The organism is Sphingomonas bacterium, from assembly GCF_903644055.1.
GTDB lineage: Bacteria > Pseudomonadota > Alphaproteobacteria > Sphingomonadales > Sphingomonadaceae > Sphingomonas_I.
The window spans coordinates 1-15,502 of record NZ_CAHJXD010000192.1 but is presented as its reverse complement, the minus strand read 5'-3'; the positions used below and the strand labels follow the sequence as shown (position 1 = coordinate 15,502).

Sequence of the window (15,502 nt, the reverse complement as noted above, 5' to 3'; positions counted from 1 at the left end):
CGCTCGCGCCCTCGTCGCCCAGCGAGGACGACAGCGCGCAGGCGCCGCCGACGCCTGCGATGCGCGCGGCCGCCCGGCGGGGGCATCTGCTGCACGCTCTGTTCGAACGGCTGCCCGCGATCCCGTCCGATCGGAGGCAGGATGCGGCGATTCGCTGGCTGATGGGCTCGGCGGGCGTGGAAACGGAGAGCGCGGCGCGCGCGATCGCGGCGGACGCATGCGCGATCATCGGCGCGCCGGATTTCGCCGCGATCTTCTCGCCCGCCTCGCTTTCCGAAGCGCCGATCGCGGCGGTGCTGGGCGACGGCATCGTCGTCGCGGGCACGGTCGATCGCCTGCTCGTCGAGGCGGAGCGGGTGCGGGTCGTCGACTTCAAGACGAGCCGCGCGGTGCCGGCCGAGGCCGGGGCGGCCCCCCCGGCGCACCTCCGCCAGATGTCCGCTTATGTCGAGGCGCTGCGCGTGATCTTTCCCGATCGGCGCGTCGAGGCGGCCTTGCTCTACACTGCGGCACCCGCCTTGCTGGCGCTGCCCGACGAGCTGCTCGCGCGGTACAAGCCCAGCTTGCAGCTTGCGCAGCAAAAGCTCGTCTTCGATGGTTGAGAGCGGCGCGACGCCGCCCTACATCGGTTCAAGCACAGGAGCATGCCACGATGGCCACCAAGAAGATCACCGACACTTCGTTCGACAGCGACGTTCTCAAGGCGTCCGGCCCGGTGCTGGTCGATTTCTGGGCGGAGTGGTGCGGCCCGTGCCGGATGATCGGACCCGCGCTGGAGGAGCTTTCGGACGAGCTCGGCGAGAAGGTGACGATCACCAAGCTCAACATCGATGAAAATCCCGATGCGCCGGCGCGCTATGGCGTGCGCGGCATCCCGACGATGATCCTGTTCAAGGATGGCGCTCCCGCCGCGACCAAGGTGGGCGCGGCGCCGAAGGGCGCGCTCAAGGGCTGGATCGAAGGATCGATCTGATCGGAGAGGAGGGCTTGGCCGCGGAAGCGATCACTCCCAGGCTGATCGAAAGCCTCTATTCCGATGCGCTTCTGCTTGCCGACGAGACGCGCGGCTATTTCGATCAGGCGGGTACGGCCGAGCGCGCCGCGCTCTCCGCCGCGCAGCGCGTCCTCCTGGCGTGCGAGGCGCTCAAGGCCTCGACCCGGCTGATGCAGATCATCGCTTGGCTGCTGCTGCGCAAGGCGGTGGCGGCGGGGGAGCTGGCGGCAGGCGAAGCGGACGATCCACGGCGGCGGCTGGAGGACGGGCCGTCGGTCGATCCCGCCGCGCTCGCCGACTTTCCGGCTCAGGCACGGGCGCTGATCCTGGCGGGCGTCGAGCTCCACCAGCGCGTCGCGCGGCTCGATGCCGGCGCGGAGCCGGAGCGGCCGGTCGCGAGCCCCGCTCGCGCCTTGCTGCAACGGTTGCAGCGATCGATCTGATTCGCTGTTTCAGCGCTGCAATTTGCCGGTAGCTTGCGGGGCTACTAGCGTCCGCAGATGATCCGTCCCGCTTTCCTGCTCTGCATTCTCGCCGCCGCCCCCGCGACGGCGCGCGACCGCCTCCCGCCCGACGCGCCTTATTGCGCGCGGCCGGGTACGCCGCCGATCTTCATCGCGCCGATGGGGGAGCCATTTCGGGCGGCGCCTGGGCAGGCCTATCCTTCGGCCGCCTGGTTCACCGCCGCCGATCGCAATCGCGACGGGCGAATCGACCGCGCCGAATTCGTCGCCGACGCCGATCGCTTCTTCCGGCTGCTCGACCGCGATCACGACGGCCGCCTGACGCCCGAGGAAATCACCGCCTACGAAGCCGATGTCGCGCCGGAGATCGCGCTTTATGCGGTGCGCGGCCGCGAGATGGTGGCGCCCGGCCGCCGCGCGCCGCGCAACGGCGAAAGCGATTATGGCGGGCCGATGGGGGCGGGCGGCTATTCCTGGCTGAACATCCCCGAGCCCGTCGCTTCCGCCGATGCCGATATCGACCGCGTCGTCACCGAACGCGAGTTCGCGGGCGCGGCGGGCCGCCGCTTCGAGACGCTGGACGCCGCCGGCAACGGCGTGCTCACCCTGAAGGACCTGCCCAGCACGCCCGCTCAGCGTGCGATCGAAGGCCCGTGCCGCCCGCGTCCGAAGCCGCGCGGCACCGACCGGGCCCGCGAGAAGGAGCTTCGCGAGGAAGAGCGCGAAGGCAGACCGCCGCGATGACCGAACGCATCCTCGTCGTCGACGACGATCCCGAGCTGCGCGGGCTGATCAGCGATTTCCTGGCGTCGAGCGGCTATCATGTCGAAAGCGCGGCCGACGGCGCGGCGATGGACGGGCTGCTGACCCGCGAGACCTTCGATCTCGTCGTGCTCGATCTGATGATGCCGGGCGAGGACGGGCTTTCGATCCTCCGCCGCCTGCGCGGCGCGGGGGGTCCGGGAATCATCATGCTCTCGGCGATGGCAGAGGATACCGATCGCATCGTCGGGCTCGAGGTCGGCGCCGACGATTATGTCGCCAAGCCGTGCAATCCGCGCGAGCTGCTGGCGCGGGTGCGCGCGGTGCTGCGGCGGCGCGCCGAGCTTCCCTCGACGGGCCCGGCGGGGAAGATCCGGCGCTTCGGCATATGGACGCTGGATATCGTGCAGCGCACGCTGGAGCGCGCGGGGCCGGCGTCGGTGCAACTGACCGACGGCGAATTCCGCATCCTCTCGGCCTTCCTCGATCGCCCGCAGCGCGTGATGAGCCGCGACCAGTTGATCGAGCATGCGCGCGGCCTCGGCAGCGATGTCTTCGATCGCGCGATCGACGTGACGATCAGCCGGCTGCGCAAGAAGCTCTCGCCCGACGATCCGATCCGCACGGTGCGCAACGAGGGCTATATGTTCACGTTGCGCGTCGAGGGATGAGCCGCCGCTCGCTTCGCGCGCTGCCGGTGTTCTGGCAGGTGCTGATCCTGCTGGTCGCGGCGGTGGTGATCGCGCAGGCGGCGGGCTTCCTGCTGCTGTTCGTCAACCCGCCGCCGCGCCCGCAATTCAACCGCCTGTTCGAAGTCGCGGGCACGCTGGCGGGCGAGCGCCGCGATGCCAGCGATCATGATCGCGAGCTCGACGTGAGGCTACAACAGGCGGCGCCCGCGCCCCGCCCGCGGATGGTGAGCGACGCGCCGCTCACGCATCTGCTCGCGCAGCGGCTCGGCAGACGCGACGATCAGGTGCGCCTGTTCTTCGAGCCCGACCGATCCGATGGATCGCCGCCCTTCCGCCGCCGATCGCGCGAGCCCTTTTCGGTGCGGCACGGCGAAACTATCTTCTTCACCCCGCTGATCGCGGCGGTCGAGACCCCGCGCGGCTGGCGGATCGCCGAGACGCCGCCGCCGCCTTTGATCGCGCCATGGCAGCGGCGGATGATCCTGTGGCTGCTGGTCAGCGCGATCGCGCTGATCCCGCTCGCCTGGTGGTTCGCCGGCGCGCTTTCCCGGCCGATCCGCAGCTTCGCCGAAGCCGCCGACAGGCTGGGAGCGGATCCGCAGGCGCCGGGACTCGTCGAGGAGGGGCCCGCCGAATTGCGCGTCGCCGCTCACGCGCTCAACCGGATGCAGGCGCGGCTGGCCGATTATGTCGGCGAGCGCACGACGATGATCGGGGCGATCGCGCACGATCTGCGCACGCCGCTCGCGCGGATCGCCTTCCGCATCGAGGAGGCCGGGGAGCCGATGCGCGAGAAGGTACTCGCCGACGTCGAGCAGATGCGCGCGATGCTGGCGGCGACGATCGGCTTCGTCCGCAACACCGGCGCCAAGGGGGAGCGCGTGCCCGTGCGCCTCGATGCGCTGCTCGGCGCGATCATCGATCAGGACCGTGATCTGGGGCGCGCGGTCGAGCTTGCGGGGACCGTGGCGCTCACCATCCAGGGCGATCCGCTGGGGCTGGAGCGGATGTTCCAGAACCTCATCGATAACGGGCTGGCCTATGGCGAGCGCGTCGAGGTCTCGATGCGCGGCGACGGCACCGCGGCGCGGGTCGAGATCGCCGATCATGGCCCGGGGCTGGCCGAAGAGATGCTGTCGCGCGCGTTCCAGCCCTTCGTGCGCGGCGATCCCTCGCGCAATCGCACCACGGGCGGGATCGGGCTCGGCCTGACGATCGCGCAGACGATCGCCGAGGATCATGGCGGCTTCATCGAGCTGAGGAACCGCGACGGCGGCGGCCTCGTCGCGATCTGCTCGCTCCCTTTGATGCCGCCGTCCGCACGAACATAATTGCGTGATCTTGAAATAATCTAACAACGGTGCGATGCGGCAACGACCGCCGACGAGGGGCGTTGCAGGAGGATGGAGAGCATGTCCGATCAGCCGCGCCGCAACCTGCCGCCGCTCACGCTTCACGTCCCGGAGCCGCGCTTCCGCCCCGGCGATGCGGTGGACTATGCCGATTTCGATCGCGGTACGGCGGGCGCCGTCGCCCGGCCGCCGATCGACGCGCTGCCGGGTGGCATGCGCGATCATGCCTATGCGCTGATCCGTGTGCTCGACGACGAAGGCGCGGCGCAAGGCCCGTGGAACCCGCGCCTGTCGGCGGATCGCCTCCGCCGGATGCTGCGCGACATGGCGCTGACCCGCGCGTTCGACGAGCGCATGTATCGCGCCCAGCGCCAGGGCAAGACCAGCTTCTACATGAAATGCACCGGCGAGGAGGCGACGGCGATCGCCGCCGCTCATGCGCTGGATCGCGGCGACATGTGCTTCCCCTCCTATCGCCAGCAGGGCCTGCTGATCGCGCGCGGCTGGCCGATCGGCGACATGATGTGCCAGATCTATTCGAACGCGGGCGATCGGCTCAAGGGCCGGCAGATGCCGATCATGTATTCGGCGCGCGACGCGGGCTTCTTCTCGATCTCGGGCAATCTCGCCACGCAATATCCGCAGGCGGTGGGCTTCGCGATGGCCAGCGCCTCGCGCGGGGACAGCAGGATCGCGGCCTGCTGGTGCGGCGAGGGCTCGACCGCCGAGGGCGACTTCCATTCGGCCTGCACCTTCGCCAGCGTCTATCGCGCGCCGGTGATCCTCAACGTCATCAACAATCAGTGGGCAATTTCCAGCTTCTCGGGCATCGCGGGCGCCGAGAATACCACCTTCGCGGCGCGCGGCATCGGCTATGGCATCGCCAGCCTGCGCGTCGACGGCAACGACATCCTCGCCTGCTACGCCGTGCTCGATTGGGCGGCGGAGCGCGCGCGCGGCAATCATGGCCCGACGCTGATCGAATATTTCACCTATCGCGCCGAGGGGCATTCGACCTCCGACGATCCCACCAAATATCGCTCGGCGGAGGAGCGCGGCGCCTGGCCGCTCGGCGATCCGATCGCGCGGCTCAAGCGGCACCTGATCGTCCTTGGCGAATGGGACGACGAACGCCACGCCGCGATGGACAAGGACGTCGCCGAGCATGTCCGCGACGAGGGCCGCAAGGCCGAGGCGCAGGGGACGCTGCACGACGGCCTGAGCCAGCCATTCACGACGATGTTCGAGGATGTCTTCGAGGAGCAGCCCTGGCATCTCAAGGAGCAATCCGAGGCGATGCAGGCCGAACGCAAGGCGGCGGGGATATGAGCGGCTTTCTTCAACTGCCGTTCGTCCCGAGCGAAGTCGAGGGACGTGCCTCAGGCCTTGCGCCGACGTGTCTCGACTGCGCTCGACACGAACGGAGGGGGGCATAAGCATGGGCGAGGCCGAACCCACCCGCGGCATGAACATGATCCAGGCGATCAATTCGGCGCTGGACATCTGCATGGGCCGCGACGCCGACATCACCGTGCTGGGCGAGGACGTCGGCTATTTCGGCGGCGTGTTCAAGGCGACCGAGGGCCTCCAGAAGAAATATGGCAAGACCCGCGTGTTCGATACGCCGATCACCGAATGCGGGATCATCGGCGTCGCGGTCGGCATGGCGGCCTATGGCTTGCGGCCGGTGCCCGAGATCCAGTTCGCCGATTATATCTACCCCGCGCTCGACCAGATCGTCTCGGAGGCGGCGCGGCTGCGCTATCGATCGGCGGGCGAATTCACCGCGCCGATCACCGTGCGCTCGCCGTTCGGCGGCGGCATCTTCGGCGGGCAGACGCACAGCCAGAGCCCCGAGGCGCTGTTCACCCATGTCGCCGGTATCAAGACGGTGGTGCCCTCGAATCCCCACGACGCCAAGGGGCTGCTGATCGCCGCGATCGAGGACAATGATCCGGTGATCTTCTTCGAGCCCAAGCGCATCTACAACGGCCCGTTCGACGGCCATTACGATCGCCCCGTGACGCCCTGGGCCAAGCATCCGCAGGCCCGCGTGCCCGAGGGCTATTACCGCATTCCGCTGGGGCAGGCGGCGGTGGTGCGCGAGGGCGAGGCGGCGACGCTGCTCTGCTACGGCACGATGGTCCATGTCGCGCTCGGCGTCGCGCAGGAGACCGGCATCGACGTCGAGGTGATCGATCTGCGCACGCTCGTGCCGCTCGATATCGAGACGATCGAGACATCGGTGCGCAAGACCGGCCGCTGCATCGTGCTGCACGAGGCGACTCGCACCTCGGGCTTCGGCGCCGAGCTTGCCGCGCTGGTGCAGGAGCGCTGCTTCTATTCGCTGGAGGCGCCGGTCGAGCGCGTGACGGGATGGGACACGCCCTATCCGCACAGCCTCGAATGGGCCTATTTCCCGGGGCCGGTGCGGCTGACTCAAGCGCTCAAGCGCGTGATCGGGGCCTAGAGGACGAGGAACGGGATGGCGCGCACGTCTTTCAAACTGCCGGACATCGGCGAGGGTATCGCCGAGGCCGAGATCGTCGCCTGGCACGCGCAGGTCGGCGACATGCTCGAGGAGGATGCCCCGCTCTGCGACATGATGACCGACAAGGCGACCGTGGAGATGACCGCGCCCGTGGCGGGGACGCTGGTCGAGATCGCGGGCGCGGTCGGCGACATGATCGCGATCGGTTCGGTGCTGGCGGTGTTCGAGGGTGCTGCGGGCGGGGTGGTCGAGGAACCCACCGTCCAGGTGGCGCCGCCCGAGGCGAGCGCGGTGGCGCTGAGCGAGCCGATCGAGGCGGAAAAGCCCTCTCCCCTTCAGGGGAAAGGGTTGGGAGAGGGGGAGCCGGGTGCGCCTGTCGAGCCTGCCGCCGCTGCCGCGACTCCCCCTCTCCCCGGCCCTCTCTCCGCAAGCGGGGAGAGGGAGAAGAAACGCATCCTCGCTTCGGCCGCGGTGCGGGATCGCGCCCGGACGCTCGGGATCGATCTTGCGGAGGTCCATGCGCCGGAGGGGCGCGTCCGCCACGCCGATCTCGATGCCTTCCTCGGCTACAATGGCGCGCGCGGCTATCGTGCCGCCGCTCCCGCGCGTCCCGACGAGCAGGTCCGCGTCGTCGGGCTGCGCCGGCGGATCGCCGAGAATATGGCGGCATCGAAGCGCGCGATCCCGCATTTCTCCTATGTCGAGGAGCTCGACGTCACCAAGCTGGAGAGCCTGCGCGCCGATCTCAACGAGACGCGCGGGGCCAAACCCAGGATCACGATGTTGCCGCTGCTGATCGTCGCGATCTGCAAGGCGCTGCCCGAATTTCCGATGATCAACGCGCGCTACGATGACGAAGCGGGCATCGTGACGCGGCATGGCGCGGTGCATCTCGGCATCGCGACGCAGACCGATGCCGGGCTGATGGTGCCGGTGATCCGCGACGCGCAGGCGCTCAACGTCTGGCAATTGGCGGGCGAGATCGGACGGCTCGCCGAGGCGGCGCGCGCGGGGAAGGCCAGGAGCGAGGAGCTGTCCGGATCGACGCTGACGCTCACCTCGCTCGGCGCGCTCGGCGGCATCGCGACCACCCCCGTCATCAACCGCCCCGAGGTCGCGATCATCGGCCCCAACAAGGTGATCGAGCGGCCGGCGTTCCGCGACGGCCAGGTGGTGGCCGCCAAGCTGATGAACCTCTCGATCTCGTGCGATCACCGCGTCGTCGACGGCTGGGATGCGGCAAGCTTCGTGCAGGCGGTCAAGCGGCTGATCGAGACCCCGGCGCTGCTGTTCGTGGACTGAGCGCCTAAAGCCTGTCCTGTGGACGTGAACTCTCGTCACCCCGGACTTGAGCCGGGTCCCGCTGCCTGGCAACGTAGAAGAAGAAGCGGGACCCCGGCTCAAGGCCGGGGTGACGTTTCAGCTTGGACAGGGCGCCTCTAAAGCCGTCGCATGAACAATTCCTCGACGCGATGATCGGGGCCCTTGTGGATCACGAGATCGGCGCGCGCGCGGGAGGGGAGGATGTTCTCGGCGAGGTTCACGGCATTGATCTCGCGCCATAATCTTTCGGCATAGGTCAGCGCCTCGTCGCGCGTCGCGCCCGCCATATGGTGGAAATAGCTGTCGGGATCGCGGAACGTCGTTGCCTGGTGGGTCATGAAACGATCGACGTACCAGCGGGAGATATCGTCCGCCTCGGCATCCACATAGAGCGCGAGATCGAAGAAATCGCTGGCGGTGAACAAGGCGCCGCCCTTCGACGCCGCGCCGATCTGAAGTACGTTCAAGCCCTCGAAGATCAGGATATCGGGGGCCGCGATCTCCTGATAGGCGCCCGGCACGATATCGTAAGCCAGATGCGAGTAGATCGGCGTGCGCGCGCGGCCCGTCGTCCGCACCTCGAGCAGGAATTCGATCATCCGGCGGATGTCGTAGCTTTCGGGGAAGCCCTTCCGCTCCATCAGCCCGCGCTCCTGCAACGTGCGCGTCGGGTAGAGGAAGCCATCGGTGGTGACGAGATCGACGCGGGGATGATCGGGCCAGCGCGACAGCAGCGCGCGCAGCACGCGCGCCATCGTGCTCTTGCCCACCGCCACCGATCCCGCGATCGCCACGACATAGGGACGCTTGGCGGCGGGGCGGCCGAGGAAATCGTCGGTCACGCGCGCGAGCCCGCGTGCCGCGCCGACGTGCAGATTGATCAGGCGGGTGAGCGGCAGATAGATATCCTCGACCTCGGTGAGCGAGATCGGCTCGTTGGCGCCGCGCAGGCGGATGAGATCGTCCTCGGTGATCGTCAGCGGCACCGCTGAGCGCAGCCGCGCCCAGGCGGCGCGCGGAAAATGCGTACTGCCCGCGAGATCGTCGGCCGGCAACGCCGCGCCGGCGCGCTCCGGTCGTATCTGTCGCACCGTCGCCATCCCATCCTCCGCAGCCGTGCCGATCGCGGCCTATAGCCGATGCCGCTGAGCGCGCAAAAGATGCGGGGTGGCGTGGCGCGCGGCAGCCTCTAGAAGGCGCGTTCATGCCAGCCCCCATCGTCGCCATCGTCGGACGTCCCAACGTCGGCAAGTCCACCCTGTTCAACAGGCTGGTGGGCAAGAAACTCGCGTTGGTCGACGATCGCCCCGGCGTAACGCGCGATCGGCGCGAGGGCGATGCCAGCCTGCTCGGGCTCGACTTCACGCTGATCGACACCGCCGGTTTCGAGGACGACGACGCCGCGACGCTGCCCGGCCGGATGCGCGCGCAGACCGAGGCGGCGGCGCTCAGCGCCGATGTCGCGCTGTTCATGATCGACGCGCGCGCGGGCGTCACGCCGCTCGACGAGACGATCGCGCAATGGCTGCGCGGCCTCGACACCGTGGTGATTCCCGTCGCCAACAAGGCCGAGGGGCGGGCGGGCGAGACCGGGATCATCGAGGCCTATGCGCTCGGTCTCGGCGATCCGATCCCGTTTTCGGCCGAGCATGGCGAGGGGCTGGTCGATCTGTTCGAGGCGCTGCGCCCGCATCTGGAGCGCGGGGACGGGCCCGTGGAGGAAGACGACGCCGAGGCCGAGGACGGGCCGCTCAAGCTCGCCATCGTCGGCCGACCCAACGCGGGCAAGTCCACTTTGGTCAACAAGATGCTCGGCGAGGAGCGGATGATCACCGGGCCGGAAGCCGGGATCACCCGCGATTCGATCGCGATCGAGTGGCTCTGGCAGGATCGCCCGGTTCGGCTGATCGATACCGCCGGGCTGCGGCGCAAGGCCAAGATCGAGGACAAGCTGGAGCGGCTGTCGGCGGCGGACACGCACCACGCGATCGATTTCGCAGAGGTCGTCGTGCTGCTGCTCGATGCCACGCGCGGGCTGGAGGCGCAGGACCTGCGCATCGCCGCGCAGGTGATCGAGGAGGGCAGGGGGCTGTTGATCGCGATCAACAAATGGGACGTCGCCGAAAATCCGCCCGGCCTGCTCAACGGCATCCGCGCCGCGCTGGAAGAGGGGCTGGCGCAGGTCAAGGGATTGCCGGTGCTCACAGTATCGGCCTTCACCGGGCGGGGCATCGATCAGCTCATGGGCGCGGCGTTCGGCTTGCGCGACGAATGGTCGCGCCGCGTCTCGACGGGGCAGCTCAACCGCTGGTTCGAGCGCGCGATCGAGGCCAATCCGCCGCCCGCGCCCGGCGGCAAGCGCATCAAGCTGCGCTACATCACGCAGGCGCGCTCGCGGCCGCCGAGCTTCATCCTGTTCGGCACGCGGGTGGACGAGCTTCCCGAAAGCTATCGCCGCTATCTCGTCAACGGCATCCGCCGCGATCTGGGCTTCGGCGCGGTGCCGGTGCGGCTGACGCTGCGCGCGACGACCAATCCCTATCGCAAGGCGTGACCGAAAGTATCGTCGACGCTCGCGGGATGCGCTGTCCCTGGCCGGCGCTGCGGCTCGCGCGCGCGATGCGGGAGTCGCCCGCGGTGACGATTCTGGCCGATGACCCCGCCGCACCGGCCGAAATCGCAGCGCTCGCCGATCATGAGAGGTGGGAGGTCAGCCCGATAATGGGCGGGTTCATCGTTCGCCGATCGCCATGGGCAATGCCTTAACTATTTGCCGGCATAGCGGCTTTTCCCGGGCGGGAACCACATTGGGGATGCCGATGTACCTGGATGGCGACACGATTGTTGACCGGACGGCGTTTGACCAGACGAAGCGCGAGCTTGGCGAAAGTTTCGCGCGCATCCTGGGCTATTTCCGCGAAGACGGCGTGAAATCGATCCGCGCGATCGAGCAGGCGATGCATGCGGAAAGCGCCGTGGCGCTGGTCCGTCCGGCGCACACGCTGAAGGGCGAATCGCTCCAATTCGGCGCCGAGCCGCTCGGCCTCACCGCCGAAAGGATCGAGCGCGCGGCGCGCGATGCGGTCGAGATGCACAGCTTCCCGTACGATGTCGCGGAGGAGGTCGCGAAGCTGCGGCCGCTGTTCGCGGAGACCTTGGCCTATTTCGATCGCGAGGTCGCGGTGGCGGCGCCCATCCCGGCGCGGCGCGCCGGAGGGTTCGGGCGCAAGGTCGGCTGAAGCGCCGGCGCTTAGAGCGAACTCTCGTCACCCCGGCCTTGAGCCGGGGTCCCGCTGCCTACCGACGTTGAAGAAGCGGGACCCCGGCTCAAGGCCGGGGTGACGTTTCAGCGTGAACGGACAGCCTCTAATGCTCCATCGATTCCGCCGGCTTCGATTGGAGCTGGACGTAATTGTGGATGCCCATCCGCTCGATCATATCGAACTGCCGCTCCAGATAATCGACATGCTCTTCCTCATTGTCGAGGATGCGCTTGAACAGGTCGCGGCTGATATAGTCGCGCACCAGCTCGCTGTGCTGGATCGCATCACGCAGCAACGGGATCGCCTCGTTTTCCAGCGCGAGATCGGCGCGGAGCACTTCCTCCACCGATTCGCCGATCCGCAGCCGGCCGAGTGCCTGGAAGTTCGGAAGACCGTCGAGAAACAGGATCCGCGCCGACAGCCAATCGGCATGCTTCATCTCATCGATCGACTCGCCATATTCGAACTTGGCAAGATGCTGGATGCCCCAATGATCGAGCATCCGGTAATGCAGGAAATATTGATTGATCGCCGTCAGCTCGTTCTTGAGCGCGGCGTTCAGATATTCGATGACTTTGTCGTCGCCCTTCACGAGGCCGGCTCCCGATACAATTGGTTCTTGTCGGGCTTAGCCAGCGCCACATCGAATTTGAAGCGCGAACGACTCGCGCGAGTCGTTCTCAGGATTTAAGCGGCGCTGCGTTCTGCGGCGATCAACTCGCGGGCATAGGAGAGGCATTGGCCGCAGCGCGGCCGGCGGCCGAGCGAAGCATAGGCCTTCAGCGGATCGCAGCAGCCGGCGCGCGCGGCCGCCCGGACATCACGTTCCCGAATGGCATTGCACACGCACACGACCATGAGCGACTCTCCTCGCTCACGATGATATCGATATTGAGACTAACTCGCAACAGGAAATGCGAACGCGTCGCACTCCCGGAGGTAGGAAGCGATCTATTTGATCTTGGCTTCCTTGAACTCGACATGCTTGCGCACGACGGGGTCATATTTCCGGAAGTTCATCTTCTCGGTCTGGTTACGGGGATTCTTCTTGGTCACATAGAAGAAGCCCGTGTCGGCGGTGCTGACGAGCTTGATCTTGACCGTGGTCGGCTTGGCCATCCTGGGCGTCCTGGTTGCTGCTGGCCGGGATGTCCACGACCACAAATAACAAAAGCGGCCGCAAAGCCGCTCGCTGGGCAGCCCTTAGTGCGATCGGGGGCGGTTCGTCAAGATCGCGGCGGCGCGAACCGGAACCCCGATAGGCTATTCTCGTTATGGAGCCGAAAGGGGTTCGCCATGCTCAAATTCGCACTCATCTTTCTCGTCGTCGGATTGATCCTCGGAGCCTTGGGGTTCGGCGGCGTCGGCGGCGCCTTCGTCGAGATCGCCAAGATCCTGTTCTACATCGCGATCGCCTTGTTCGTCATATTCCTCGTGCTGGCGCTGCTCGCCGGGCGCGCCGTCACCTGAACCGCAGGCAATATACCGATGGAGGGCGGCACGCGATGCCGCCCTTTTTCGTTTGAGCGACGATGCGTGATTTTTCCCAATTGCTCGACGGGCTCGTCTACACCCGATCGCGCAACGGCAAGCTCAAGCTGATCGGCGATTATCTGCGCGAGGCGCCCGATCCCGATCGCGGCTGGGCGATGGCCGCGCTGACGGGCGATCTCAACCTGCCCCACGTCAAATCCGCCGCGATCCGGGGCATCGTCGAGGAGCGCATCGATCCGGTGCTGTTCGCGATGAGCCGCGATTTCGTCGGCGATCTCGCCGAGACGGTTTCGCTGCTGTGGCCCAAGCCGGAGGGGCTGCCGCCCGAAATCGACAGCGGGATGCTCCGGCTTTCCACCGTGATCGAACGCATCCTGACGCTGGGGCGCGGGGAGGCGCCGCGCGCGCTTGCCGCGATGCTCGATCAGCTCGATGCCTCGGGCCGCTATGCCTTGCTCAAGCTCGCGACGGGCGCGCTGCGAGTCGGCGTCTCGGCGCGGCTCGCCAAGACCGCGCTTGCCCAGGCGTTCGGGCTCGATGTCGATGCGGTGGAGGAGGTGTGGCACGGGCTCAAGCCGCCCTACGCGCCGCTGTTCGCCTGGGCCGAGGGCAAAGGCGTGCAGCCGACGCCCGCCGACGTGCCGGTGTTCCGCCCCTTCATGCTCGCGCATCCGCTGGAGGAGCTGCGCGTCGATCTCGCCGATTATGCGGCCGAGTGGAAATGGGATGGCATCCGCGTCCAGCTCGTGCGGACGGGCGGCGAGACGCGGCTCTACAGTCGCGCGGGCGACGACATTACCTCGAGCTTCCCGGACGTCGCCGCCGCCTTCACGATCGATGCGGTGCTCGATGGCGAGCTGCTGGTGCGCGGCGCGCATCAGGGCGCCGCCCTCGCGGAGGGCGAGGGCGCGGCGAGCTTCAACGCGCTTCAGCAGCGACTGGGGCGTAAGACTGTCTCCGCGCGCGCGCTGGCTGATTATCCGGCGTTCGTGCGCCTCTACGACATCCTGTTCGACGGGCCCGAGGATCTGCGCGGGCTCGGCTGGAGCGAGCGGCGGCAACGGCTGGACCGCCTCGCCCCCCGGCTCGATCCCGCGCGCTTCGATCTCAGCCCGGTGATCGAAGCCGCCGATTTCGCAGCGCTGGAGGAGATCAGGGCCGGCGCACGCGATGCCGCGATCGAGGGCGTGATGCTCAAGCGGCGCGATTCGCCTTACGTCGCCGGGCGGCGCGTCGGGCTATGGTACAAGTGGAAGCGCGATCCGCTGACCGCCGATTGCGTGATCCTGTACGCCCAACGCGGCCACGGGCGCCGCTCCAGCTATTATTCGGATTACACCTTCGGCTGCTGGACCGCGGAGGGCGAGCTGCTTCCCGTCGGCAAGGCCTATTCGGGGATCACCGACGAGGAATTGCGCTGGCTCGATCATTTCGTGCGGACGAACACCGTCCAGCGCTTCGGCCCGGTACGCGAGGTCGAGAAGAGCCTGGTGCTGGAGATCGCCTTCGATTCGATCCATGCCTCGAAGCGGCACAAATCAGGCGTCGCGATGCGCTTCCCCCGCATCGCCCGCATCCGCCGCGACAAGCCCGCCGCCGAGGCCGACACGATCGAGGCCCTCGAACGCCTGATCAGCTAGAGGCTGTCTTGCTCAACCTGACGTCACCCCGGCTCAAGGCCGGGGTGACGTGAGTTCAACGGCAACAGGACAGAGTCTAGGCGGACGCGGGCACCGAAATCGGGGTCAGCGCACCCACTGCGCGAGATAGTCGGCGAGGCCCTGCGGACTCATGCTGCGCGCATCGGCGAGCGCGGTGGTCTTGCCGACGTTGATCACCTTGTCGGTCTTGGGATCGACGATCAATATGCTGGGGACGCCTTCGAGCCGCTTGGTGAAGCCGTAATGCGCGGGCACGTCGAGATTCTTGTCGAAGCGGCCGACATTCACCACCGCCTCCACATAATGCTTCTCGACCCACGGCTTGAGACCGGGAAGATCCATCGTGCCGGCGAGGATGCGGCAATCGAGACACCAATTGCCGCCGAAATCGATCAGCAGCAGCTTGCCCGAAGCCTTCGCCTTCGCGCGCGCCCTGGCGACGACCGCCTTGGCATCGGCATCCTCGTCATAGGGCAGGGGCAGCGGCTTCGCGAGCTGCTCGAAGCTGGTTTCCTTGAGGCGTGGTGCCGGCGTCGCGGCGTTGGCGGCCATGGCGATGCCGGCGAGGATCAACAGCGGAAGGCGCATGACAAGCTCCATATCGTTCAGGCCGCAGATAGGCGTTCTACGCGCGAAACGAAGCAAGGGTTTCTTGGGCACGAAAAAGCCCGGCCAGCCATCAAGGCCGACCGGGCTGATCCTTGCGCGTGGGGTCGTTATTCGCCGGCGCTGAGATTCACCGCCGCATATTTGCCGCGACGATCGACCTCCAACTCGAACTGCAAACGATCGCCCTCGTTGAGCGTGCTCATCCCGGCACGCTCGACCGCCGAGATGTGAACGAAGGCATCGGGCTGGCCGTCGTCGCGCTGGATGAAGCCGAAGCCCTTCATCGCGTTGAAGAACTTCACCGTGCCGCTCGCGCGCTCGCCGGTGAGCTGACGCTGCGGGCCACCCGCGCCGCCGGCGCCGCCAGCGCCGCCCTGCTCGCGCGGGGGAGGAGCCC

Annotated in this window: 20 protein-coding genes; 14 read left to right on the top strand and 6 right to left on the bottom strand. The window is 67.6% G+C overall.

Annotated features, from left to right (window positions below; all coding sequences use genetic code 11):
- From HUU94_RS08420 to HUU94_RS08380, 9 genes are all read left to right on the top strand, one after another.
- On the top strand, window positions 1-602 hold a 602-nt coding region (locus HUU94_RS08420), incomplete at its 5' end, for a PD-(D/E)XK nuclease family protein (protein ID WP_174274634.1).
- Window positions 603-652: 50 nt separating this feature from the next.
- The gene (trxA, locus tag HUU94_RS08415; protein WP_174274633.1) at window positions 653-973 is read left to right on the top strand and encodes a thioredoxin TrxA; all 321 of its coding nucleotides are present in this window, start codon (window positions 653-655) and stop codon (window positions 971-973) included.
- A 14-nt stretch (window positions 974-987) separates the two neighbouring features.
- Window positions 988-1,437 carry a DUF1465 family protein gene (locus HUU94_RS08410; RefSeq protein WP_254602062.1) on the top strand — a complete coding sequence of 150 codons (450 nt, stop codon included), beginning with the start codon at window positions 988-990 and terminating at the stop codon, window positions 1,435-1,437.
- A 57-nt stretch (window positions 1,438-1,494) separates the two neighbouring features.
- Window positions 1,495-2,202, top strand: a complete 708-nt coding sequence (locus HUU94_RS08405) for an EF-hand domain-containing protein (protein WP_254602060.1) — start codon at window positions 1,495-1,497, stop codon at window positions 2,200-2,202.
- Entirely contained in the window at window positions 2,199-2,891 is a 693-nt protein-coding gene (locus HUU94_RS08400) for a response regulator (RefSeq protein ID WP_174274632.1), read from the top strand. Before HUU94_RS08405 ends, HUU94_RS08400 begins: the two co-directional genes overlap by 4 nt.
- Window positions 2,888-4,243 carry an ATP-binding protein gene (locus tag HUU94_RS08395; protein ID WP_174274631.1) on the top strand — a complete coding sequence of 452 codons (1,356 nt, stop codon included), beginning with the start codon at window positions 2,888-2,890 and terminating at the stop codon, window positions 4,241-4,243. Before HUU94_RS08400 ends, HUU94_RS08395 begins: the two co-directional genes overlap by 4 nt.
- Window positions 4,244-4,324: 81 nt before the next feature.
- Window positions 4,325-5,593: a thiamine pyrophosphate-dependent enzyme gene (locus HUU94_RS08390; protein ID WP_254602058.1), complete on the top strand. Its 1,269-nt coding sequence runs from the start codon at window positions 4,325-4,327 to the stop codon at window positions 5,591-5,593.
- A gap of 136 nt (window positions 5,594-5,729) precedes the next feature.
- Window positions 5,730-6,734: an alpha-ketoacid dehydrogenase subunit beta gene (locus HUU94_RS08385; RefSeq protein WP_174274638.1), complete on the top strand. Its 1,005-nt coding sequence runs from the start codon at window positions 5,730-5,732 to the stop codon at window positions 6,732-6,734.
- Window positions 6,735-6,749: 15 nt separating this feature from the next.
- The gene (locus HUU94_RS08380) at window positions 6,750-8,057 is read left to right on the top strand and encodes a dihydrolipoamide acetyltransferase family protein (RefSeq protein ID WP_174274629.1); all 1,308 of its coding nucleotides are present in this window, start codon (window positions 6,750-6,752) and stop codon (window positions 8,055-8,057) included.
- Between the two features lie 137 nt (window positions 8,058-8,194).
- Here the strand turns inward: HUU94_RS08380 and coaA are convergent, their stop codons facing one another.
- Window positions 8,195-9,178, bottom strand: a complete 984-nt coding sequence (gene coaA / locus HUU94_RS08375) for a type I pantothenate kinase (protein WP_174274628.1) — start codon at window positions 9,176-9,178, stop codon at window positions 8,195-8,197.
- 104 nt (window positions 9,179-9,282) lie between these two features.
- Between coaA and der the strand changes: the two genes are divergently transcribed.
- The 3 genes from der to HUU94_RS08360 are packed head-to-tail and all read left to right on the top strand — an operon-like array spanning window position 9,283 to window position 11,317.
- The gene (gene der, locus HUU94_RS08370) at window positions 9,283-10,632 is read left to right on the top strand and encodes a ribosome biogenesis GTPase Der (protein ID WP_174274627.1); all 1,350 of its coding nucleotides are present in this window, start codon (window positions 9,283-9,285) and stop codon (window positions 10,630-10,632) included.
- A complete protein-coding gene (locus tag HUU94_RS08365) occupies window positions 10,629-10,844 on the top strand; it encodes a sulfurtransferase TusA family protein (protein WP_302480192.1) in 216 nt (71 codons plus the stop codon). The genes der and HUU94_RS08365 overlap by 4 nt, the downstream gene beginning before the upstream one ends.
- 53 nt (window positions 10,845-10,897) lie before the next feature.
- Window positions 10,898-11,317, top strand: a complete 420-nt coding sequence (locus tag HUU94_RS08360) for an Hpt domain-containing protein (protein ID WP_174274636.1) — start codon at window positions 10,898-10,900, stop codon at window positions 11,315-11,317.
- A gap of 127 nt (window positions 11,318-11,444) precedes the next feature.
- Here HUU94_RS08360 and bfr read toward each other — a convergent pair whose 3' ends face one another.
- The 3 genes from bfr to rpmG form a co-directional block, all read right to left on the bottom strand.
- Window positions 11,445-11,933 (bottom strand): bacterioferritin, encoded by a 489-nt coding sequence (gene bfr / locus HUU94_RS08355; RefSeq protein WP_174274626.1) that lies wholly within the window; start codon window positions 11,931-11,933, stop codon window positions 11,445-11,447.
- A 95-nt stretch (window positions 11,934-12,028) separates the two neighbouring features.
- The gene (locus HUU94_RS08350; protein WP_174274625.1) at window positions 12,029-12,199 is read right to left on the bottom strand and encodes a (2Fe-2S)-binding protein; all 171 of its coding nucleotides are present in this window, start codon (window positions 12,197-12,199) and stop codon (window positions 12,029-12,031) included.
- Between the two features lie 93 nt (window positions 12,200-12,292).
- Entirely contained in the window at window positions 12,293-12,460 is a 168-nt protein-coding gene (gene rpmG, locus HUU94_RS08345) for a 50S ribosomal protein L33 (protein WP_174274624.1), read from the bottom strand.
- Window positions 12,461-12,637: 177 nt separating this feature from the next.
- On the opposite strand from rpmG, the gene HUU94_RS08340 reads away from it, so the two are divergent.
- Window positions 12,638-12,811: a DUF1328 domain-containing protein gene (locus tag HUU94_RS08340; protein WP_174274623.1), complete on the top strand. Its 174-nt coding sequence runs from the start codon at window positions 12,638-12,640 to the stop codon at window positions 12,809-12,811.
- Between the two features lie 62 nt (window positions 12,812-12,873).
- The gene (locus HUU94_RS08335; protein WP_174274622.1) at window positions 12,874-14,475 is read left to right on the top strand and encodes a cisplatin damage response ATP-dependent DNA ligase; all 1,602 of its coding nucleotides are present in this window, start codon (window positions 12,874-12,876) and stop codon (window positions 14,473-14,475) included.
- Between the two features lie 105 nt (window positions 14,476-14,580).
- Here the strand turns inward: HUU94_RS08335 and HUU94_RS08330 are convergent, their stop codons facing one another.
- A complete protein-coding gene (locus HUU94_RS08330) occupies window positions 14,581-15,084 on the bottom strand; it encodes a thioredoxin family protein (protein ID WP_174274621.1) in 504 nt (167 codons plus the stop codon).
- 128 nt (window positions 15,085-15,212) lie between these two features.
- On the bottom strand, window positions 15,213-15,502 hold a 290-nt coding region (locus HUU94_RS12915; RefSeq protein ID WP_302480191.1), incomplete at its 5' end, for a cold-shock protein.

Excerpts from the sequence above, each read along its gene's own strand:
- HUU94_RS08385 (WP_174274638.1), top strand. The coding sequence starts at position 5,730 with ATGAACATGATCCAGGCGATCAATTCGGCGCTGGACATCTGCATGGGC.
- der (WP_174274627.1), top strand. The coding sequence starts at position 9,283 with ATGCCAGCCCCCATCGTCGCCATCGTCGGACGTCCCAACGTCGGCAAG.
- HUU94_RS08350 (WP_174274625.1), bottom strand. The coding sequence starts at position 12,199 with ATGGTCGTGTGCGTGTGCAATGCCATTCGGGAACGTGATGTCCGGGCG.
- HUU94_RS08390 (WP_254602058.1), top strand. The coding sequence starts at position 4,325 with ATGTCCGATCAGCCGCGCCGCAACCTGCCGCCGCTCACGCTTCACGTC.
- coaA (WP_174274628.1), bottom strand. The coding sequence starts at position 9,178 with ATGGCGACGGTGCGACAGATACGACCGGAGCGCGCCGGCGCGGCGTTG.
- HUU94_RS08340 (WP_174274623.1), top strand. The coding sequence starts at position 12,638 with ATGCTCAAATTCGCACTCATCTTTCTCGTCGTCGGATTGATCCTCGGA.
- HUU94_RS08380 (WP_174274629.1), top strand. The coding sequence starts at position 6,750 with ATGGCGCGCACGTCTTTCAAACTGCCGGACATCGGCGAGGGTATCGCC.
- HUU94_RS08330 (WP_174274621.1), bottom strand. The coding sequence starts at position 15,084 with ATGCGCCTTCCGCTGTTGATCCTCGCCGGCATCGCCATGGCCGCCAAC.
- HUU94_RS08360 (WP_174274636.1), top strand. The coding sequence starts at position 10,898 with ATGTACCTGGATGGCGACACGATTGTTGACCGGACGGCGTTTGACCAG.
- HUU94_RS08405 (WP_254602060.1), top strand. The coding sequence starts at position 1,495 with ATGATCCGTCCCGCTTTCCTGCTCTGCATTCTCGCCGCCGCCCCCGCG.
- HUU94_RS08335 (WP_174274622.1), top strand. The coding sequence starts at position 12,874 with ATGCGTGATTTTTCCCAATTGCTCGACGGGCTCGTCTACACCCGATCG.
- HUU94_RS08400 (WP_174274632.1), top strand. The coding sequence starts at position 2,199 with ATGACCGAACGCATCCTCGTCGTCGACGACGATCCCGAGCTGCGCGGG.
- rpmG (WP_174274624.1), bottom strand. The coding sequence starts at position 12,460 with ATGGCCAAGCCGACCACGGTCAAGATCAAGCTCGTCAGCACCGCCGAC.
- trxA (WP_174274633.1), top strand. The coding sequence starts at position 653 with ATGGCCACCAAGAAGATCACCGACACTTCGTTCGACAGCGACGTTCTC.
- HUU94_RS08395 (WP_174274631.1), top strand. The coding sequence starts at position 2,888 with ATGAGCCGCCGCTCGCTTCGCGCGCTGCCGGTGTTCTGGCAGGTGCTG.